Origin of the sequence: Dankookia rubra, from assembly GCF_004355005.1 — a bacterium.
Classification (GTDB): Bacteria; Pseudomonadota; Alphaproteobacteria; order Acetobacterales; family Acetobacteraceae; genus Paracraurococcus; species Paracraurococcus ruber_A.
The window spans coordinates 15,653-31,380 of sequence record NZ_SMSJ01000059.1 but is presented as its reverse complement, the minus strand read 5'-3'; the positions used below and the strand labels follow the sequence as shown (position 1 = coordinate 31,380).

The 15,728-nt window shown below is 71.9% G+C and carries 16 protein-coding genes; 1 reads left to right on the top strand and 15 read right to left on the bottom strand.

All coding sequences use genetic code 11. The features are described from left to right. The 6 genes from E2C06_RS26425 to E2C06_RS37935 form a co-directional block, all read right to left on the bottom strand. Positions 1-252: translation initiation factor IF-2 associated domain-containing protein (locus E2C06_RS26425; protein ID WP_133291580.1), on the bottom strand; the 252-nt coding region annotated here is incomplete at its 3' end. 125 nt (positions 253-377) lie between these two features. After that, on the bottom strand, positions 378-1,145 hold the full coding sequence (locus E2C06_RS26420) for an RNA-binding protein (protein WP_133291579.1): 768 nt from the start codon (positions 1,143-1,145) through the stop codon (positions 378-380). Continuing rightward, positions 1,123-2,718 carry a transcription termination factor NusA gene (nusA, locus tag E2C06_RS26415; RefSeq protein WP_133291578.1) on the bottom strand — a complete coding sequence of 532 codons (1,596 nt, stop codon included), beginning with the start codon at positions 2,716-2,718 and terminating at the stop codon, positions 1,123-1,125. Before nusA ends, E2C06_RS26420 begins: the two co-directional genes overlap by 23 nt. 13 nt (positions 2,719-2,731) lie before the next feature. Beyond that, the gene (gene rimP, locus E2C06_RS26410) at positions 2,732-3,367 is read right to left on the bottom strand and encodes a ribosome maturation factor RimP (protein ID WP_133291577.1); all 636 of its coding nucleotides are present in this window, start codon (positions 3,365-3,367) and stop codon (positions 2,732-2,734) included. A gap of 122 nt (positions 3,368-3,489) precedes the next feature. Further along, positions 3,490-4,626 carry an alpha/beta fold hydrolase gene (locus tag E2C06_RS37940; RefSeq protein WP_165982680.1) on the bottom strand — a complete coding sequence of 379 codons (1,137 nt, stop codon included), beginning with the start codon at positions 4,624-4,626 and terminating at the stop codon, positions 3,490-3,492. Further along, on the bottom strand, positions 4,623-5,858 hold the full coding sequence (locus E2C06_RS37935) for a hypothetical protein (RefSeq protein WP_165982679.1): 1,236 nt from the start codon (positions 5,856-5,858) through the stop codon (positions 4,623-4,625). The genes E2C06_RS37940 and E2C06_RS37935 overlap by 4 nt, the downstream gene beginning before the upstream one ends. 22 nt (positions 5,859-5,880) lie before the next feature. Here E2C06_RS37935 and E2C06_RS26400 point away from each other — a divergent pair, with 22 nt between their 5' ends. Further along, complete coding sequence (locus tag E2C06_RS26400) at positions 5,881-6,141, top strand: hypothetical protein (protein WP_133291575.1); 261 nt, start codon at positions 5,881-5,883, stop codon at positions 6,139-6,141. Here E2C06_RS26400 and trmB read toward each other — a convergent pair. From trmB to E2C06_RS26355, 9 genes are all read right to left on the bottom strand, one after another. After that, positions 6,122-6,838, bottom strand: coding sequence for a tRNA (guanine(46)-N(7))-methyltransferase TrmB (trmB, locus tag E2C06_RS26395; RefSeq protein ID WP_133291574.1), 717 nt, complete (start codon positions 6,836-6,838; stop codon positions 6,122-6,124). The genes E2C06_RS26400 and trmB overlap by 20 nt on opposite strands. A gap of 115 nt (positions 6,839-6,953) precedes the next feature. Further along, the gene (metK, locus tag E2C06_RS26390) at positions 6,954-8,141 is read right to left on the bottom strand and encodes a methionine adenosyltransferase (RefSeq protein WP_133291573.1); all 1,188 of its coding nucleotides are present in this window, start codon (positions 8,139-8,141) and stop codon (positions 6,954-6,956) included. A 181-nt stretch (positions 8,142-8,322) separates the two neighbouring features. Continuing rightward, on the bottom strand, positions 8,323-9,096 hold the full coding sequence (dapB, locus tag E2C06_RS26385) for a 4-hydroxy-tetrahydrodipicolinate reductase (RefSeq protein WP_193560510.1): 774 nt from the start codon (positions 9,094-9,096) through the stop codon (positions 8,323-8,325). Between the two features lie 212 nt (positions 9,097-9,308). Beyond that, positions 9,309-9,731, bottom strand: a complete 423-nt coding sequence (locus E2C06_RS26380; RefSeq protein ID WP_133291572.1) for a PRC-barrel domain-containing protein — start codon at positions 9,729-9,731, stop codon at positions 9,309-9,311. 259 nt (positions 9,732-9,990) lie between these two features. Further along, positions 9,991-11,139, bottom strand: coding sequence for a molecular chaperone DnaJ (gene dnaJ / locus E2C06_RS26375; RefSeq protein ID WP_133291571.1), 1,149 nt, complete (start codon positions 11,137-11,139; stop codon positions 9,991-9,993). Positions 11,140-11,345: 206 nt separating this feature from the next. Then, entirely contained in the window at positions 11,346-13,271 is a 1,926-nt protein-coding gene (dnaK, locus tag E2C06_RS26370) for a molecular chaperone DnaK (protein ID WP_133291570.1), read from the bottom strand. Between the two features lie 250 nt (positions 13,272-13,521). Continuing rightward, a complete protein-coding gene (locus E2C06_RS26365) occupies positions 13,522-14,097 on the bottom strand; it encodes a nucleotide exchange factor GrpE (RefSeq protein ID WP_241671480.1) in 576 nt (191 codons plus the stop codon). A gap of 114 nt (positions 14,098-14,211) precedes the next feature. After that, positions 14,212-14,808, bottom strand: coding sequence for a helix-turn-helix transcriptional regulator (locus E2C06_RS26360; protein WP_133291568.1), 597 nt, complete (start codon positions 14,806-14,808; stop codon positions 14,212-14,214). Continuing rightward, positions 14,805-15,692: a S1C family serine protease gene (locus E2C06_RS26355; RefSeq protein WP_165982678.1), complete on the bottom strand. Its 888-nt coding sequence runs from the start codon at positions 15,690-15,692 to the stop codon at positions 14,805-14,807. The genes E2C06_RS26360 and E2C06_RS26355 overlap by 4 nt, the downstream gene beginning before the upstream one ends. Positions 15,693-15,728: the final 36 nt, after the last annotated feature.

Genomic DNA, 15,728 nt, shown 5'->3' with positions numbered 1-15,728 from the left:
GCGGGCCGGGCTGGCGGGGTGCGGCCCGCCGCCGGCCGGAACCGGCGCGGCCGGGCCGGCCGCCTGGCGCGGCGCCGGCGAGGTCACCGTCCGCTTCTTCACAACCTCGACCTGGACGGTCTTGCTGCGCCCGTGGCTGAAGCTTTGGCGGACGCTGCCCGCGTCCACCGTCTTGCCCAGCTCGAGGCGACCGCCGGCCGGCCGAAGGCTCAGCCTGCTCTTGCCCGCGTCCTGGTCGTTCTGGTCGCTCATTCTTTGGTCCGTACCCGATCCGTCTGCCGTCATGCCACTCGTGCCAATGGACTGCCGCCGGCCTGAGCCTGGAGCATGTCCGGGTGATTCCACCGGGCGCGAGATGGCGCGCCCAACCTAGCCGCTCATTGGCCCATGGGGCCGTCTCTCCTATGTCCAGCACCATCGCCCCGCGGGGATGGTGTCGCAGCGCCGGCGGCGCCAACCCGGAGCATGCCGGCGAGCCGTGCCGTCTCGAGCGCGATCGCCTCGGCGAGGCGCCCGGGCGCGATCGCCACGTGCACGGCATGGTCCCTTGCGAAGACGCTGCCGAGCACATCCGCCGGAAGGGGGGCCACCACCGGCACGTCCCGCCTGCCGACCAGCCGCGACCGTTCCGCCGCGCTGCCGTCCGAAGCCTCCACCAACAGGCCCGCCTTGCCTGCCTGCAGCCATTCCCGGACGGATTCCCGCCCGCAGACCGCCTTCCCACTCCGCCGGGCGAAGCCGACGAGATCGCGGATCCGACCCTTCAGGCCGTCCTCGATCCGCGCAGCGAGGTCAGGGGGCAGGTACACGGTCCCACGTGCCGCCTTGGCGAAGGCGCCGCGCTTGACGGCGCGTTCTAACACATCGGCCCTCGCGGACAACCACATTCCCCGCCCCGGCAACTTTCCGGCAAGGTCCGGAACCACGCCGCGGTCCGGGCCGAGCACGAAACGCAGCATGGCCTCCTTCGGCCCGCTCTCCCGCGTCACGATGCAGCGGCGAAGCGGGCCCTTCTCGGGCGCATCGGCGGTTGCATCGGCCGCTGGCCGCGCCAGCGGCTGCGCTGCGGGGGCGGCGTCCGATGGCGGCTGCGTCGGCTTACGCCGGCGCCCGCGGTTGGGATCAGGCTTTTTCGCCGTCGCCATCCACCGCCTCCCCGGCGGCCTCCGCCTCGTCCTGCTGTTCGCCCCCTGGGGCCTCGCCGTCCTCACCCTCGAACCAGTGCTGGCGGGCCGCCATGATGATCGCGTTCGCCGTGTCCTCGTCCATTGAATCCGGCCCGAGGATCTCGATCAACTCGTCGGAGGCGAGATCGGCCAGGTCGTCCAGCTGCTTCACTCCCTTCTCGCCAAGCGCCACCAGCTGCGCCGGGGTGAAGCCGCCGGCCTCGGCGACCGCATCCTCGACGCCCAACGCGCGGCGCTTCTCGTCCAGCTCCACGTCGCGCTGCTCGAGGAAAGACTCGGCGCGGCGCTTCAGCTCGGCCGCGACGCTCTCGTCGAAGCCCTCGATGCTGGCCAGCTCGTCGTCGTCCACCGCGATCACGTCCTCGATCGAGGTGAAGCCTTCGGTCACCAGCAATCCGGCGATCACGTCGTCCACGTCCAGTGCCTCGACGAAGAGGCCGGTGCGCTTGCGGAACTCCTCCTGCCGGCGCTCGGATTCCTCGGCCTCGGTCAGGATGTCGATGTCCCAGCGGGTCAGCTGGGAAGCGAGGCGGACATTCTGCCCGCGGCGCCCGATCGCGAGGGACAATTGGTCGTCCGGGACCACCACTTCAACCCGGCGTGCGTCGTCGTCGAGCACGACTTTCGTGACCTCCGCCGGTGCCAGCGCATTGACCACGAAAGTGGCGTTGTCGGGCGACCAGGGGATGATGTCGATCTTCTCGCCTTGCAGCTCCTGCACCACGGCCTGGACGCGCGACCCGCGCATGCCGACGCAGGCGCCGACCGGATCGATGCTGCTGTCGCGGCTGATCACCGCCATCTTGGCGCGGCTGCCGGGGTCGCGGGCGACCGCCTTGATCTCGATGATCCCGTCGTAGATTTCCGGCACTTCCTGGGCGAAGAGCTTGGCGAGGAACCCGGGATGGGTGCGGGACAGGAACAACTGCGGGCCGCGCGGTTCCTCCCGCACGTCGTAGATATAGGCCCTGACACGGTCGCCGTTGCGGAAGGCTTCGCGCGGAATGGTCTCGTCGCGGCGCAGCAGGGCTTCCGCCCGGCCCAGGTCCACCATCAGGTTGCCGTACTCGGTCCGCTTGACGATGCCGTTGACGATCTCGCCGACGCGGTCCTTGTACTCGTCGTACTGCTTCTTGCGCTCGACCTCGCGCACCCGCTGCACGATCACCTGCTTGGCGGTCTGAGCGGCGATGCGGCCGAAATCGATCGGCGGCAGCGGGTCGACGATGAACTCGCCGGCCTGGATGCCCGGCTTGAACTTCTGGGCGATGCGCAAAGGTATTTGCGTCGCCTCGTTCTCGACCGGTTCCTGGTCCACCACCTCGGTCCAACGGGACAGGCGGACCTCGCCGTTGCGCCGGTCGATGATGGCGCGGATGTCCTTCTCGTGCCCGTACTTGGCGCGCCCGGCCTTCTGGATGGCCTGCTCCATCGCTTCCAGCACCTCGTCGCGCTCGATCATCTTCTCGCGCGCGACGGCATCGGCGACCTGCAGCAGTTCCGGGCGAGCGATGGCGACATCCACGGCCATGGCCTGGTTCTCCTTAGTGGGGTTTCTTCCCGCCGGGTCCGCGCTTCGCGCCCTTGGCGCGCGGGGACACGGCGGTATCGGTGCCGGTGTCTTCGTCGGGCCCGGTGCCGGCCTCGTCCAGGGCGGGCACCCCGGCCAGCGCGGCGGTCGCCGCGATGAGTTCGTCGGTCAGCACCAGCTTGGCCCGACGTATGTTGCTGCGGGGGAAAGCCGCTTCCCCACCCTCGTCCAGCTTCAGCCGGGCTGCCTCGGCATCGGCGCCCAGCACGATGCCGCGGAAGCGCTTGCGGCCCTCCTGCGGGATCATCAGCTCGAGCGTCGCGACATGGCCGGCGTAGCGGTTCCAGTCCTTGGTGCGGGTCAGCGGCCGGTCGATGCCGGGGGAGGAGACCTCCAGCGTCCACTCGCCCTTGATCGGATCCTCGACATCCAGCACGGCGCCGGCGGCATGGCTGATCGCCTCGCAATCCTCTACCCGGAAGGGCGCGTCGTCCGCCCGGTCGGCCATGATCTGGACGACCGGCCTTTCCTTGCCGGAAACCTGCACGCGCACGAGCTCATAGCCCATGCTCTCGATGGTGGGGGCGATGGCGTCGGCGATGCGCGCCTCCAGACCCTCGTGCTGCGGACGTTCGATGTCGGTGCCCAAAACAAAAAAGGCGGCCCGTTAAGGCCACCCCCCGGTGAAGCGCGGATGGTGATGAGAGGCCGAGATATAGGCCCCTGCGAAAGCAGCCGCAAGGATCATCTCGCTTGCCGACCGCCTTGGGCTCAAGCGGCAGCCGCCCGGCGCATGAACTCGGCCAGCCGCGGCACCCAGCCGGGGCTGTCGACATTGGCGCCGATATGGCCGAATTCGTTCCTGATCTCGAAAAAATCGGCGTCGACCTTGGCCTCCGCCAGGCGCTGCATCACCGCCGGGGCGATGGACGGCGGGAACAGCCGGTCGGTGGTGGTCAGGGCGTAGAGCACCTTCGCCTTGATCCGCGCGAAATCCCGCTGCGCGTCGAAATCGACCGCGGCGCGGCGCAGCACCACGAGCGAATTGCCGTCGAAGGCCTGGGCCCAGGGGGTCGCCAGGCGGCGGATCTCGGCCTCCCGCGCCGCCGGGTCGGGGAAGCGGTCGTTCAGCTGCGCCTCGATCCCGTAATTCTTCAGCGTCGCCACGCGGATATCGGTCAGGATCCGCTGGATGCCGCCATTGGCGTAGTAGCGGCCGCCGTTCCAGTTCGGGTCCTCGGCCAGCCGCGCCACCAGTGCCGCGGTCTGCCGCTGGTCGCCGCTGCCCTTCGGAGCGGTGTTGACGGCGATGATCGCGCGCATGTCCTCGGGGTAGGTCACCGCCCATTGGAAGGCCTGGTAGCCGCCGTAGGAGGTGCCCATCACCGCCACCAGGTGCCGCACGCCGAGCAGCCCGAGCATCGCCTTCTGCGCCGCGATGATGTCGGTGACGGCGATTGCCGGGAAATCCGGGCCCCAGTTCTGGCCGGTCACCGGGTCGAGGCTGGCCGGCGCGGTCGAGCCATAGGAGGAGCCGAGCATGTTGGACGACACGACATAGAAGCGGTCGGTGTCGATCGGCTTGCCCGGGCCGATCATCAGGTCCCAGCTGCCCGGCGCAGTCTCCGCCACCCCGGGCGGCGCGCGGCCCGGGGCGTAGCGGCCGGCGGCGTGGTGGCTGCTGGTATAGCCGTGCGTGATCAGCACGGCATTGTCCCCGGCGGCGTTGAGCCTGCCATAGGTCTCGTAGGCCAGCCGCACCTGGGGGATGACGGTACCGGAGCCGAGCCGCAGGTCGCCGATCTCGATCAGCCGGCTCTCGACCGCGTCCAGCGGGTCGGCCGCAGCCGGCCGGATGGCGGCGATGGCAAGGGGCAGCGCCAGCGCGCCGCGGCGGTCGAGGCTCATGGCCGTGTCCTTCCCGTTTGCGGCAAGGCTAGTCCCGGCGCATCGCCGGGGTCCAGCGCCTGGACGATCGCCGCCGCCGCCTCCCGCGCCGCCTGGCGCGCCCCCTCCGCCGTCCAATGGATGCCATCCGCGCCGGTCGCCACCCCGGTCAGGTCGCCGCCCGGCAGCAGGCCGAAGCGGCGCGCGGCCTCCGCCTGGGCGGCGCGGATCACGCCGGCATGGGCGGCGGTGGCGGGGTCCAGCGGCCGGCGCTGCGCGAGGCCGAGGCGGAACGGCCAGCCTTCCCCCGCCGCCAGCCCCACCCGATCCGCCAGCCGGCCGGAGCCGAGCAGCCCGGCCGCATCCCGTAGCGGCGAGAGCGGCGCCTGCAGCGCCGGCATCGCCGGATCGCCGCCCGCCGCGCGCAGCAGCGCGACCAGCGCGCCGACCCCGGCGACATAGTCCCCGGCCGGGGTGCCGCGCATCGCATCCGTGGTGCCATGCGCCAGAAGCAGCAAGGCGGAGGCCGGGGCAGCGGCCTCGGCCACCCGCACCATCTGCCCCCGCGCCGGCCGGGCGGGGTCGAGCAGGTCGGCGATCCCGGCGCCGCCCCAGGTGGCATCGGCCAGGGCGAAGGGGATGCCGGGGCGCAGCAGCGCCAGCTCGGCCAGCAGGGCACGGGCGCCCAATGGCTCGGGCAGCTGCTCCCCCGGCGCGACCCAGCGCGTGCCCTCCGCGGGGCAGCCGGCGCGGCCGAGGCAGGATTGCAGGATGGCGGAGACCGGCGGCGCCGGCGCGTCGCCCGGCCCGGCCGGATGCGCGCCGACCCGCGGCCAGGTCGCGTCGAACAGCCCGGAGGCCTGCGACTGGCCGCTGACGAGCACGACATGCCCGGCGGCGAAGCGGCCGCCGAAAGGCGTGCCGTCGCGGTACAACCGGTACCAGCCGCCGGGCGGCACCCGCAGCGCGGCATCCGGTCCGGTCGCGGCGGCGACGGCGTGGCCGGCCGCGTCGCGGACTTCCCAGCCGCCACGGGCGGAAATGGCGATGTGCGCCGCCCCGCCCTGCAGCCCATAGACGCGGTTCGGCGCCGGCTGGGCCGCGGCCAGGCCGGGCAGCAGGCAAAGCCAGGCAAGGGCGGATCGCGAGGCGGTGCAACTTTCATGATTTCGGAATCCGCCTTGGCCGCGGACAGGTCTGCGCGCGAACCGCCGCAGCCATCGCGTCACGCGCATTGCGAACGCTTCGTTCATCGGTATCCGGCGAAAAGGGCGCATGGATCTTGCCCGAACCCCCTCTGCCCTCGGCGCCCGTCCACGCCGCTTCCCCTGGCTGGAGGCCAGGCGCAAGGGCATCGCGCTGCTGCAGGCGGCAGTCTTCCACCTGGTCGGCGGCACGCTGCTGCTGTCGCTGATGATCCTGGCCTATGTCATCAAGCGGACGCTCGGGCTCGACCTGGTGCCGGGCGTCGACATGCTGCCGGACCCGGAGATCGAGGCGGCGCTGGAAGCCTTGGTCAGCCTGCTCGGCGGATGAGCGACCAGTAGAGCGGGCGGCGGCCCTCGCGCAACGCCTTGGCCTCGTAGCGGGTCGGCGGCCAGCCCTCGGGCCGGGCCTCCGCCGGGGGCGGCACCGCGAACAGGTCCTGCGCCGCCATAACTTCGGCAACCCAGGCCTGGTAGGTCGGGTCGTCGCTGGCGATCCGCCATTCCCCGCCGGGCCGCAAGGCGCGGGCCACCAGCGGCAGCAGCGTCGGGTTGACGAAGCGCCGCTTGGCATGCCGCGCCTTCGGCCAGGGATCCGGGAACATCAGGAAAAGCCGGTCGAGCGACGCTGGCGGCAGCAGTCCCAGCAGGTGCCGCGCATCCTGCGGCCAGAGCCGGAGGTTCGGCGGCAGCGCCCCGGTCGCCTCCTCCCTCTCCGCGACCAGGCGCGAGAGCAGCGAGCAGAGCCCGTTCTCGAAGACCTCGGAGGCGATGTAGCCGGCCCGGGGATTGCGCTCGACATGCGCCAGCGCGTGCTCGCCGCCGCCGAAGCCGACCTCCATCCACAGCGCCTCCACGGGCATGCCGAAGGCGGCGCGCGGGTCGGCGACCCGGGCGGGGTCGAGCCGCAGCCGCGGCAGGGTCTCGTCCAGCAGCTGCTGCTGGCGCGCCCGCAGCGGGTGGCTGCGACGACGGCCGTAGAGGCGGTCGGGAACGCCCTCGGCGAGGGGTGGGCGGTCGGCGGTCATGCGGGATCCCAACACGGAAAAGGGGCGGCGCCATGCGGCGCCGCCCCAATAGCCGATCCGGCCGGATGTATCAGCGGCCGAAGGCGCGCTTCAGCAACCCGGATGGAAGGTCGCTTCAGCGGCCGAAGGCGCGCTTCAGCTCCGGCGCCAGGACGTCCGTGCGCTCCCAGGTGAAGGTGTCGGCCTTGAGGTCCGGCGCCTGGCCGAAATGGCCATAGGCGCTGGTCACCGCATAGATCGGCCTGTTCATGCGGAGCATCTCGCGGATGCCGCGCGGGGAAAGGTTCACCACATCCTGCACCACCGCGGCAAGCTTCGCCTCGTCGATGTCCTTCCCCGTGCCGTGCAGGTCGAAATACACGGACAGCGGCTTGGAGACGCCGATGGCATAGGAGACCTGGATGGTGCAGCGATCCGCCAGACCCGCCGCGACCACGTTCTTCGCCACGTAGCGCGCGGCATAGGCGGCCGAGCGGTCGACCTTGGTCGGGTCCTTGCCGCTGAACGCGCCGCCGCCATGCGGCGCCGCGCCGCCATAGGTGTCGACGATGATCTTGCGGCCGGTCAGGCCGGTGTCGCCGTCCGGCCCGCCGATGACGAACTTGCCGGTCGGGTTCACGTAGAACTCGGCCTCCGGCACCACCCAGCCCGCGGGCAGGACATCCTTCACGATCGGGCGGATCAGTTCCTTGATCTCGGCCTGCTCCATGCCCTCGGCATGCTGGGTCGAGACGACCACGCAGGTGACGCCCACCGGCTTGCCGTCCACGTAGCGCAGTGTGACCTGGGACTTGGCATCGGGCTCAAGGCCCTTGGCGCGCGCGTCGCCGGCCTTCCGGTACTGCGCCATCTTTAGCAGGATCTTGTGCGCATAGAGCAGCGGCGCGGGCATCAGGTCGGGCGTTTCGTTCGTCGCGTAGCCGAACATGATGCCCTGGTCGCCGGCGCCCTCGTCCTTGTTGCCGGCGGCATCCACGCCCACCGCGATGTCGGCGGACTGGCCGTGCAGGTAATTCTGGAACTCGGCGTTGCGCCAGGAGAAGCCTTCCTGGTCATAGCCGATGTCCTTCACCGCGGCGCGGACCTTCTCCTCGAGGCCCTGCATCACGCCGTCGGGGCCGCGCACCTCACCGGCGAGGATGATGCGGTTGGTGGTGACCAGCGTCTCGCAGGCGACGCGGGCATAGGGGTCGGCGGCCAGGAAGGCGTCGATGACGGTGTCGGAAATCCGGTCGGCGACCTTGTCGGGGTGGCCTTCGGACACGGATTCAGAGGTGAAAAGATACTCACCCTTGTCGCGCATGGCGTGGTTCGTCCTCTTGTCGCGCGGGGGGATCGGCGGCGCCCCGGCCTGGCCAGTCCGGCGCATGGGTGCGCGCGAGCGCGAGCGCCCCGCCGGTTGTCCCGTGTTTCGCAGCCGGGCGGCGGGGGGTCAAGGGCGGAGACATAAAGACATGCTTATGTGACGGATCGGTCCCGGGCGGTCAGACCATGCCGAGCACGTGCTTCATGTCGTAAAGGCCGGGCGCCCGCCCCTGCAGCCAAACCGCGGCGCGCACCGCGCCGGTGGCATAGACCCGCCGGTCGAAGCTGCGATGGGTCAGCGCGATATGCTCCGACCCGGCGGCGAAGAGCAGCGTGTGCTCCCCGACCACCTGGCCGCCGCGCAGGGCGGCGAAGCCGATGGCACCGGTCTGCCGCGCGCCGGTATGGCCATCCCGCCCGCTCTCAGTGCCGGCCGCCTCCAGCGTCGTGCCCCGGCCGCGCGCGACCGCACGGCCCAGCGCGACCGCAGTGCCGGAGGGCGCATCGACCTTCTGCCGGTGGTGCATCTCGACGATCTCGGCGTCGTACTGCTCGGGCGGCAGGGCGGCGGCCATGCGCTCGGCGATCGCCAGGAACAGGTTCACGCCGGGGGCGAAATTGGCGGCATAGACGATGGCGGTGCGCCCGGCCGCCGCGGCCACCGCGGCCTCCTGCTCCGCCGATAGGCCGGAGGTGCCGAGCACGAAGGGCTTGCCCGCCGCGGCCGCGGCTTCGGCATGCGCGGCGGCGGTCGAGGCATGGGTGAAGTCGATCACCACGTCGCTGGCGGCAAACAGCGCGGTGATGTCGGGCAGGACCGGGGCCGGCGCCGCGGCCCCACCGGCCTGGCGACGGGTGCCGCCGGCGAGCGTGGCGCCGGCAGCCAGCGCCTCCTCGGCCAGCAGGCGGCCCATACGGCCGGCGATGCCGGCGATGCCGATGCGGATGGGCATGCGCGTGTTCCCCCGGGCGGTGTCCGGCGCCGTCATGGCCGGGCGCGGCGGCACCGGCAAGCCCCCTGCCCGCCGCGCAAGCCGGCCGCGGTGATGGCGGTCATTCAGCCTCTCAACTGGAGAACAAAGCGGTGCGGCGCGGCGACGGCCGCGCGTCCACAGCGGACCCGCAGGAGAGTCCCATGACCCGTCCAGGCGCAGCGCCTGCGGGGCTAGCTGCTGCCGGGGGCGCCCCAGATCGACCGGGCGCCCCAATAGTCGTCGACGCTGCGGCCCCAATCCCGGCTGGTCCAGTCCGGCGCATCGCCCGGCCCATAGGCCGGGGCGCCTTCCAGCCGGTCGCGGTCCAGGTCGACCACATAGCCGCCGAGGGACGTGTCGTAGCGCAGCACCGACCAGGGCAGCGGATGCACCCGCTCACCGATGCCGAGGAAGCCGCCGAAGCTCATGACCGCATAGGCGACCCGGCCCGACTGCTTGTCGAGCATGAGGTCCTCGATCGTGCCGAGCCTCGCCCCCTCCCGGTCATAGACCGGGGTGCCGGCCACCTTGCCCGCGGCGATCAACTGCGGGGTTTCCTCGCGCGCGACATCGCCGCCAGCACCGGGGGTCACGGCGCCTTCCATCTCCGGCATGCGGAACCTCACGAGTTGTGGGAGGGGGGGGGCGGGCGGCGATGCGGGTGGGACCGCGTCCGCACCGCCGCCTGCCAGTGCCGTCGCTGGGGGGGGTGCGACGGCTCGGGTTGAACGTGGAATCATCTGGCCGGTTCCCGGACGGTCAACCGACTCTTTCGCCGGCTTCCGCCACCCCGGCTGCCGGCGGCAGGGCGTGCCGCAGCGCAGGCCCGCACCGGGGCCGAAGGGCAGGACGGCGGCTGCCACCGCCCGCCAGCTACCGCCCGAGGCCGTCCCAGAAGGCCGCGACCTTGGCGAAGAAGCCCTCTGCCTCCGGGCTGGTGCGGCCGCCCTTGCTGGCCTCAGATTCGAACTGCTCCAGCAGCTCGCGCTGCTTCGCGGTCAAGTTCTGCGGCGTCTCGACCGAGACCTGGACGAACATGTCGCCCCGCACCGCGCTGCGCAGGACGGAGAAGCCCTTGCCGCGCAGCCGGAACTGGTCGCCCGCCTGGGTGCCGGCCGGGATGGTGACGCGCGAGCGCCCGCCATCGATGCTCGGCACCTCGACCTGCGCGCCGAGCGCCGCCTGGGTCATCCGCAGCGGCACGCGGACGAAGATGTTCGCCCCGTCGCGCTGGAAGATCGGGTGCGCCTTGACCGAGATGTCGACGTAGAGGTCGCCGGCCGGCGCGCCGCGCAGCCCGGCCTCGCCCTCGCCGGCCAGGCGGATCCGCGTGCCGTCCTCGACCCCCGCGGGAATCGAGACGTTCAGCGTGCGGTCGCGCTGCACCCGGCCGGCGCCCTGGCATACCTTGCAGGGGTTCTTGATGACCCGGCCGGTGCCGCTGCAGGTCGGGCAGGTCCGCTCGATCAGGAAGAAACCCTGCTGCGCCCGGACCTTGCCGGCGCCCTGGCAGGTCGGGCAGGTCTGCGCCGCGGCGCTGCCGGCCTCGGCCCCGCTGCCGTTGCAGGCCTCGCAGCTGACGGAGGACGGCACCCGCACCGTCTTCTTCGTGCCGGAGAAGGCCTCCTCCAGCCCGATCTCGACCATGGTGCGGAGATCGGCGCCGCGGCCACTGGCCTGGCGGCGGGCGCCGCCGCGCTGGCCGCCGCCGAAGCGGCCGAACATCTCCTCAAAGATATCCTCGAAGCCTGCGCCGAAGGGGTTGCCGCCGCCACCCCCGCCGCCTCCGCCGCCCTGATCGAAGGCCGCATGGCCGTAGCGGTCGTAGGCGGCGCGCTTCTCGCCGTCCTTCAGGATATCATAGGCCTCGTTCAGCTCCTTGAACCTGGCCTCGGCGTCCTTGTCCCCCTGATTGCGGTCAGGGTGGTACTTCATCGCCTGCTTGCGATACGCCTTCTTCAGGTCGTCCTCGGTCGCCTCGCGCGAGACGCCGAGCAGCTCGTAGTAATCCCGCTTCGCCATAACCGAGCCCTGTATCACGAACCCGCCAGCTTGCGCCCGGGGAATCGCCCGCAGCGGCGCCGACGGTCCAGTCCCCGCGGGGACGCAAAACCCACGCCTCAAGCATGCCGAGGCCCCGACAGGGCGGCGCCCGGTCCCGCCCCCCGGCCCATCAGGGCCTGGGAGCGATCACCGGGCGCGCCTCCTCCGGGCCTGGCCGGAAAACCTCAGCCAGGCTTCTTCTTGTTGGGGTCGACTTCCTCGAAGTCGGCATCCACCACCTTGTCGTCACCCGCGGGGCCGCCGGTGCCGCCCGGCTGGCCGGCCGGGCCGGCCTGCTCGGTCGCCTGCTGCGCCTTGTAGAGCGCCTCGCCCATCTTCATCGCGGCCTGGGACAGCTTCTCGCCGGCGGCACGCAGCGCCTCGGGCTCGCCGGCCTCGAGCGTGGTGCGGGCCTCGGCCAGCGCCGTCTCGACCTCGGCCTTCTCCGCCGCGCCGACCTTGTCGCCGTTGTCCTTCAGCGTCTTGTCGGTGCTGTGGATCAGGGCTTCAAGCTGGTTGCGGGCCTCGACGCCCTCCCGGCGCTTCTTGTCGGCCTCGGCATTCGCCTCGGCCTCCTTCACCATCCGCTCGATGTCGGTGTCCGACAGGCCGGAGCGGGCCTGGATCTTGATCTGCTGCTCCTTGCCGGTCGCCTTGTCCTTCGCCTGGACGGAAACGATGCCGTTGGCGTCGATGTCGAAGGTCACCTCGATCTGCGGCACGCCGCGCGGGGCGCCGGGGATGCCGGTCAGGTCGAAATTGCCCAGCAGCTTGTTGTCCGCCGCCATCTCCCGCTCGCCCTGGAAGACCTTGATGGTGACCGCGGTCTGGTTGTCGTCGGCGGTCGAGAACACCTGGGACTTCTTGGTCGGGATGGTGGTGTTGCGGTCGATCAGCCGGGTGAAAACCCCGCCCAGCGTCTCGATGCCCAGGGACAGCGGGGTGACGTCGAGCAGCAGGACGTCCTTGACCTCGCCCTTCAGCACGCCGCCCTGGATGGCGGCGCCGATGGCGACGACCTCGTCCGGGTTGACGTTGCGCGCGGGCTCCTTGCCGAAGAAGGACTTCACCGCGTCGATGACCTTGGGCATGCGGGTCATGCCGCCGACCAGGATCACCTCGTCGATCTCGCCCGCCGTCAGCCCGGCATCCTTCAGCGCCTGCTTGCAGGGCTCGAGGGTGCGGGAGATCAGGTCGTCGACCAGGCTCTCGAGCTTCGCCCGGCTCAGCGTCATCACCAGGTGCTTCGGCCCGGAGGCATCGGCGGTGATGAAGGGCAGGTTGATCTCGGTCTGCTTGGAGGACGACAGCTCGATCTTCGCCTTCTCGGCAGCTTCCTTCAGCCGCTGCAGGGCGAGCTTGTCGCCGCGCAGGTCGATGCCCTGCTCGCGCCGGAACTCGTCGGCCAGGTAGTCGATGACGCGGGCGTCGAAATCCTCGCCGCCGAGGAAGGTGTCGCCGTTGGTCGACTTCACCTCGAAGACGCCGTCGCCGATTTCGAGCACCGAGACGTCGAAGGTGCCGCCGCCGAGGTCGTAGACCGCGACGATGCCGCCCTTCTTCTGGTCCATGCCGTAGGCGAGCGCGGCCGCCGTCGGCTCGTTGATGATGCGCAGCACCTCGAGGCCCGCGATGGCGCCGGCTTCCTTGGTCGCCTGGCGCTGGGCGTCGTTGAAGTAGGCCGGGACGGTGATGACCGCCTGGGTCACCTTCTCGCCGAGATAGCCCTCGGCCGTCTCCTTCATCTTGGTCAGGATGTCGGCGCTGATCTGCTGCGGCGGGTACTGCTTGCCGTCCACCTCGACCCAGGCATCGCCGTTCGGGCCGCGGGCGATCTTGTAGGGAACGAGGCCGATGTCCTTGTTCACCACCGGGTCGTCGAAGCGGCGGCCGATCAGGCGCTTCACCGCGTACAGCGTGTTGTTCGGGTTGGTCACCGCCTGGCGCTTGGCGCTCTGGCCGACCAGCCGCTCGCCGTTCTTGGCGAAGGCGACCATCGACGGCGTGGTGCGCGCGCCCTCGGCGTTCTCGATCACCCGGGTTTCCTTGCCCTCCATGATGGCGACGCAGGAATTCGTGGTGCCGAGATCGATACCGATAACCTTGCTCATCCGTGCTTCTCCTCTGCGGCGGGCGGAGGCGGCCCCGAGAGAGGCACCGCGTCCGTCCCCTGACGTGTCCCCGTGGACAGTTTCCTGACGGGTTCGGATGGGAATGCCGGTCACGTGACTGCGTCCGGCACCCCGGATGTATTGGCGAGGCCGGGCCGGAACAAGCCCTACCCGCGCGCGTGGCGAAAAATCAGGCGGAAGTCGCCGGGCTTCAGCATCGGGCCGTCAGCCCGCGCGCCCGCGGCGATCCTCATCCCGCGCCGCCCGCCGCCACCACCACCATCGCCGGCTTCAGCAGCCGCCCGTTCAGCGTCCAGGCCGGCGTCCAGGCCTGGATCACCGTGCCGGGCGCCACGCCCTCGGGCGCCGGCTGCTCGGCCATCGCCTGGTGGAATTCCGGATCGAAGGGCTGCCCCTGGGCCTCCCTGCGGGCAATGCCGTTGCGCTCCAGCACGCCGAGGAAGCTGCGCTCGACGCCTTCGAAGCCTTCGCGCAGCTTGGTCACGATCGCCGGCTCGTCCTCCGCCTGGGGCGGCAAGGCGTCGAGGCCGCGGCGCAGGTTCTGCGCCGCCTCCACCACGTCGCCGGCAAATTTCTGGATGGCGTATTGGCGCGCATCCGCCACCTCGCGCTGGGTCCGGGTGCGGAGGTTCTGCATCTCCGCCTCGGCCCGCAGCCAGCGCTCGCGCACCTGCGCCACCTCGGCCTCGAGCGCGGCGATGCGCTCCTCCGGCGTGGTCGCGGCAGCGGGAGCGGCATTGTCCTGGGCCGCAGGGGCGTCTTCCGCCGCGGGGGGCACCGGCGGCATCTCGGCTGGGTCGCTCATATCCATCGATCTGATCAGGGGGGCCCCGGGAAGGGGCGCCGGTCGCCCGGTCAGGTAGTCCCTGCGAAGGCCCACCGCAACCGGGTCGGGGTCGTGCGGTCCGGTGCCGCGGGGCTACAGCAGCACCAGCCCGGCCCGCGCGCCGCGCGCCACCGCATCCGCCCGGCTGCCGGCGCCGAGCTTCTGCAGCACCGAGGCGACATGCGCCTTGGCGGTGTGGAAGGACAGGTTCAACCGACGCGCGATCACCTTGTTGGAAGCGCCGGCCGCCAGCAGGTCCAGCACCTCGCGCTCCCGCCGGGTCAGCCCGGCCTCGACCGGCAGCGCCTCCCGCCCCGCCAGCGTCGCCAGCGCCGCCGGCGGCAGCACCGCCAGCCCGCGGGCGACGGCGGTGAGCGTCGCCTCCAGCTGTGCCGGCGGCGCATCGGGGGAAAGCACCGCCCGGGCGCCCGCCTTCAGCGCCGCGACCGCCGCGCTGCCCTCGGCCAGGATCAGCACCGGCGGGCCCTCGCGGTCCGGCGGCAGGGCATCCGCCACCAGCACGTCGGCCATGGCGGGGTCGCCGACGACGCGCACGCCGGCCAGCGCCGCCAGCCGGGTGGCGCGGTCCGGGTCCTCCGGCCGCAGCGCGACCGCGACCGGCGCCCGTTCGGGTGGCGGGGCCGCCTGCCGCGGCTTCAGGGGTAGATCTGCCAGGGCCACCATGGTCATGCCGCCGCCCGTTCGCCGATCCGGACCTGCACGCGGTGCGGCAGGCCGGCGCGGATAAGCTCCAGGGATACCGTGGTGCCGACGCTGTCGGGGTCAAGCCGCGCCAGCATGTCCCGCACCGACCCGAGCGGCTTTCCGTCCCAGGCCGCCAGCACGTCGCCCAGCAGGACGCCGGCGAGGCCCGCCGGGCTGCGCGGGTCGACGCCGACCACGATCAGGCCGCGCACCTCGCCCACCTGCACCGGCTGCATCGCCAGGCCCAGATAGCCGCGGGCGACGCGGCCATGGGTGCAGAGGTGCCCGACCGCGCGCTCGATGGTCTCGGCCGGGATGGCCAGCGCCCGGCGGCGCGGCCCGGGGACGGCCATGCCGACCAGCCGCCCGGCATGGTCGAGCACCGCGCCGCCCTCGGCGCTCGGGTCGAGCTTGAGGCCGAGCTGGATGCGGCGGTCGAGCCGGCCGCCGCGCATCGACCGCCAGGGGCCGCCGACGAGGGAGGCCAAGCCGAAGGCGGCGCCCGGCCCGTATTCGCCGCGGCCGACCGCCAGGACCATATGCCCGGTGGCCAGCGCCGCAGGCGGGGCCAGGGGCAAGGGGGCGAAGGCGCCGGTCGCGGCCTTCAGCAGCGCCACGTCGGTGCCCGGGTCGCGCCCGGCCAAGGTCGCCGGCACCATGCGGCCATCGGGCAAGGTGAGCGACAGCTCGTCGTCGCGCTCCAGCGCCTCCTCGGCGGTCACCACCAGCCCCTCGGCCCAGAGCAGGCCGGAGCGGGCGCGGCCGTCCCTGCCATGCACGGCGACGACCCGGGCGGCGGCCGCGGCGGTCAGGGCGGCGAGCCGGTCGGAGAAGGCGGCGAGGGGGTCGGGGGGAGAGGCTTCGGTCATGGCACGCTCCGCTGTCCCCGAGTAAATGGGGCGGCG

Coding starts and splice junctions, on each gene's coding strand:
- nusA (WP_133291578.1), bottom strand. CDS start 2,718: ATGGCCGTGGATGTCGCCATCGCTCGCCCGGAACTGCTGCAGGTCGCC.
- E2C06_RS26355 (WP_165982678.1), bottom strand. CDS start 15,692: ATGACCGAAGCCTCTCCCCCCGACCCCCTCGCCGCCTTCTCCGACCGG.
- trmB (WP_133291574.1), bottom strand. CDS start 6,838: ATGACCGCCGACCGCCCACCCCTCGCCGAGGGCGTTCCCGACCGCCTC.
- dapB (WP_193560510.1), bottom strand. CDS start 9,096: ATGCCCATCCGCATCGGCATCGCCGGCATCGCCGGCCGTATGGGCCGC.
- E2C06_RS37935 (WP_165982679.1), bottom strand. CDS start 5,858: ATGAACGAAGCGTTCGCAATGCGCGTGACGCGATGGCTGCGGCGGTTC.
- E2C06_RS26365 (WP_241671480.1), bottom strand. CDS start 14,097: ATGAGCGACCCAGCCGAGATGCCGCCGGTGCCCCCCGCGGCGGAAGAC.
- E2C06_RS26400 (WP_133291575.1), top strand. CDS start 5,881: ATGGATCTTGCCCGAACCCCCTCTGCCCTCGGCGCCCGTCCACGCCGC.
- metK (WP_133291573.1), bottom strand. CDS start 8,141: ATGCGCGACAAGGGTGAGTATCTTTTCACCTCTGAATCCGTGTCCGAA.
- E2C06_RS26420 (WP_133291579.1), bottom strand. CDS start 1,145: ATGGCGACGGCGAAAAAGCCTGATCCCAACCGCGGGCGCCGGCGTAAG.
- dnaK (WP_133291570.1), bottom strand. CDS start 13,271: ATGAGCAAGGTTATCGGTATCGATCTCGGCACCACGAATTCCTGCGTC.
- E2C06_RS26380 (WP_133291572.1), bottom strand. CDS start 9,731: ATGCCGGAGATGGAAGGCGCCGTGACCCCCGGTGCTGGCGGCGATGTC.
- dnaJ (WP_133291571.1), bottom strand. CDS start 11,139: ATGGCGAAGCGGGATTACTACGAGCTGCTCGGCGTCTCGCGCGAGGCG.
- E2C06_RS26360 (WP_133291568.1), bottom strand. CDS start 14,808: ATGACCATGGTGGCCCTGGCAGATCTACCCCTGAAGCCGCGGCAGGCG.
- E2C06_RS37940 (WP_165982680.1), bottom strand. CDS start 4,626: ATGAGCCTCGACCGCCGCGGCGCGCTGGCGCTGCCCCTTGCCATCGCC.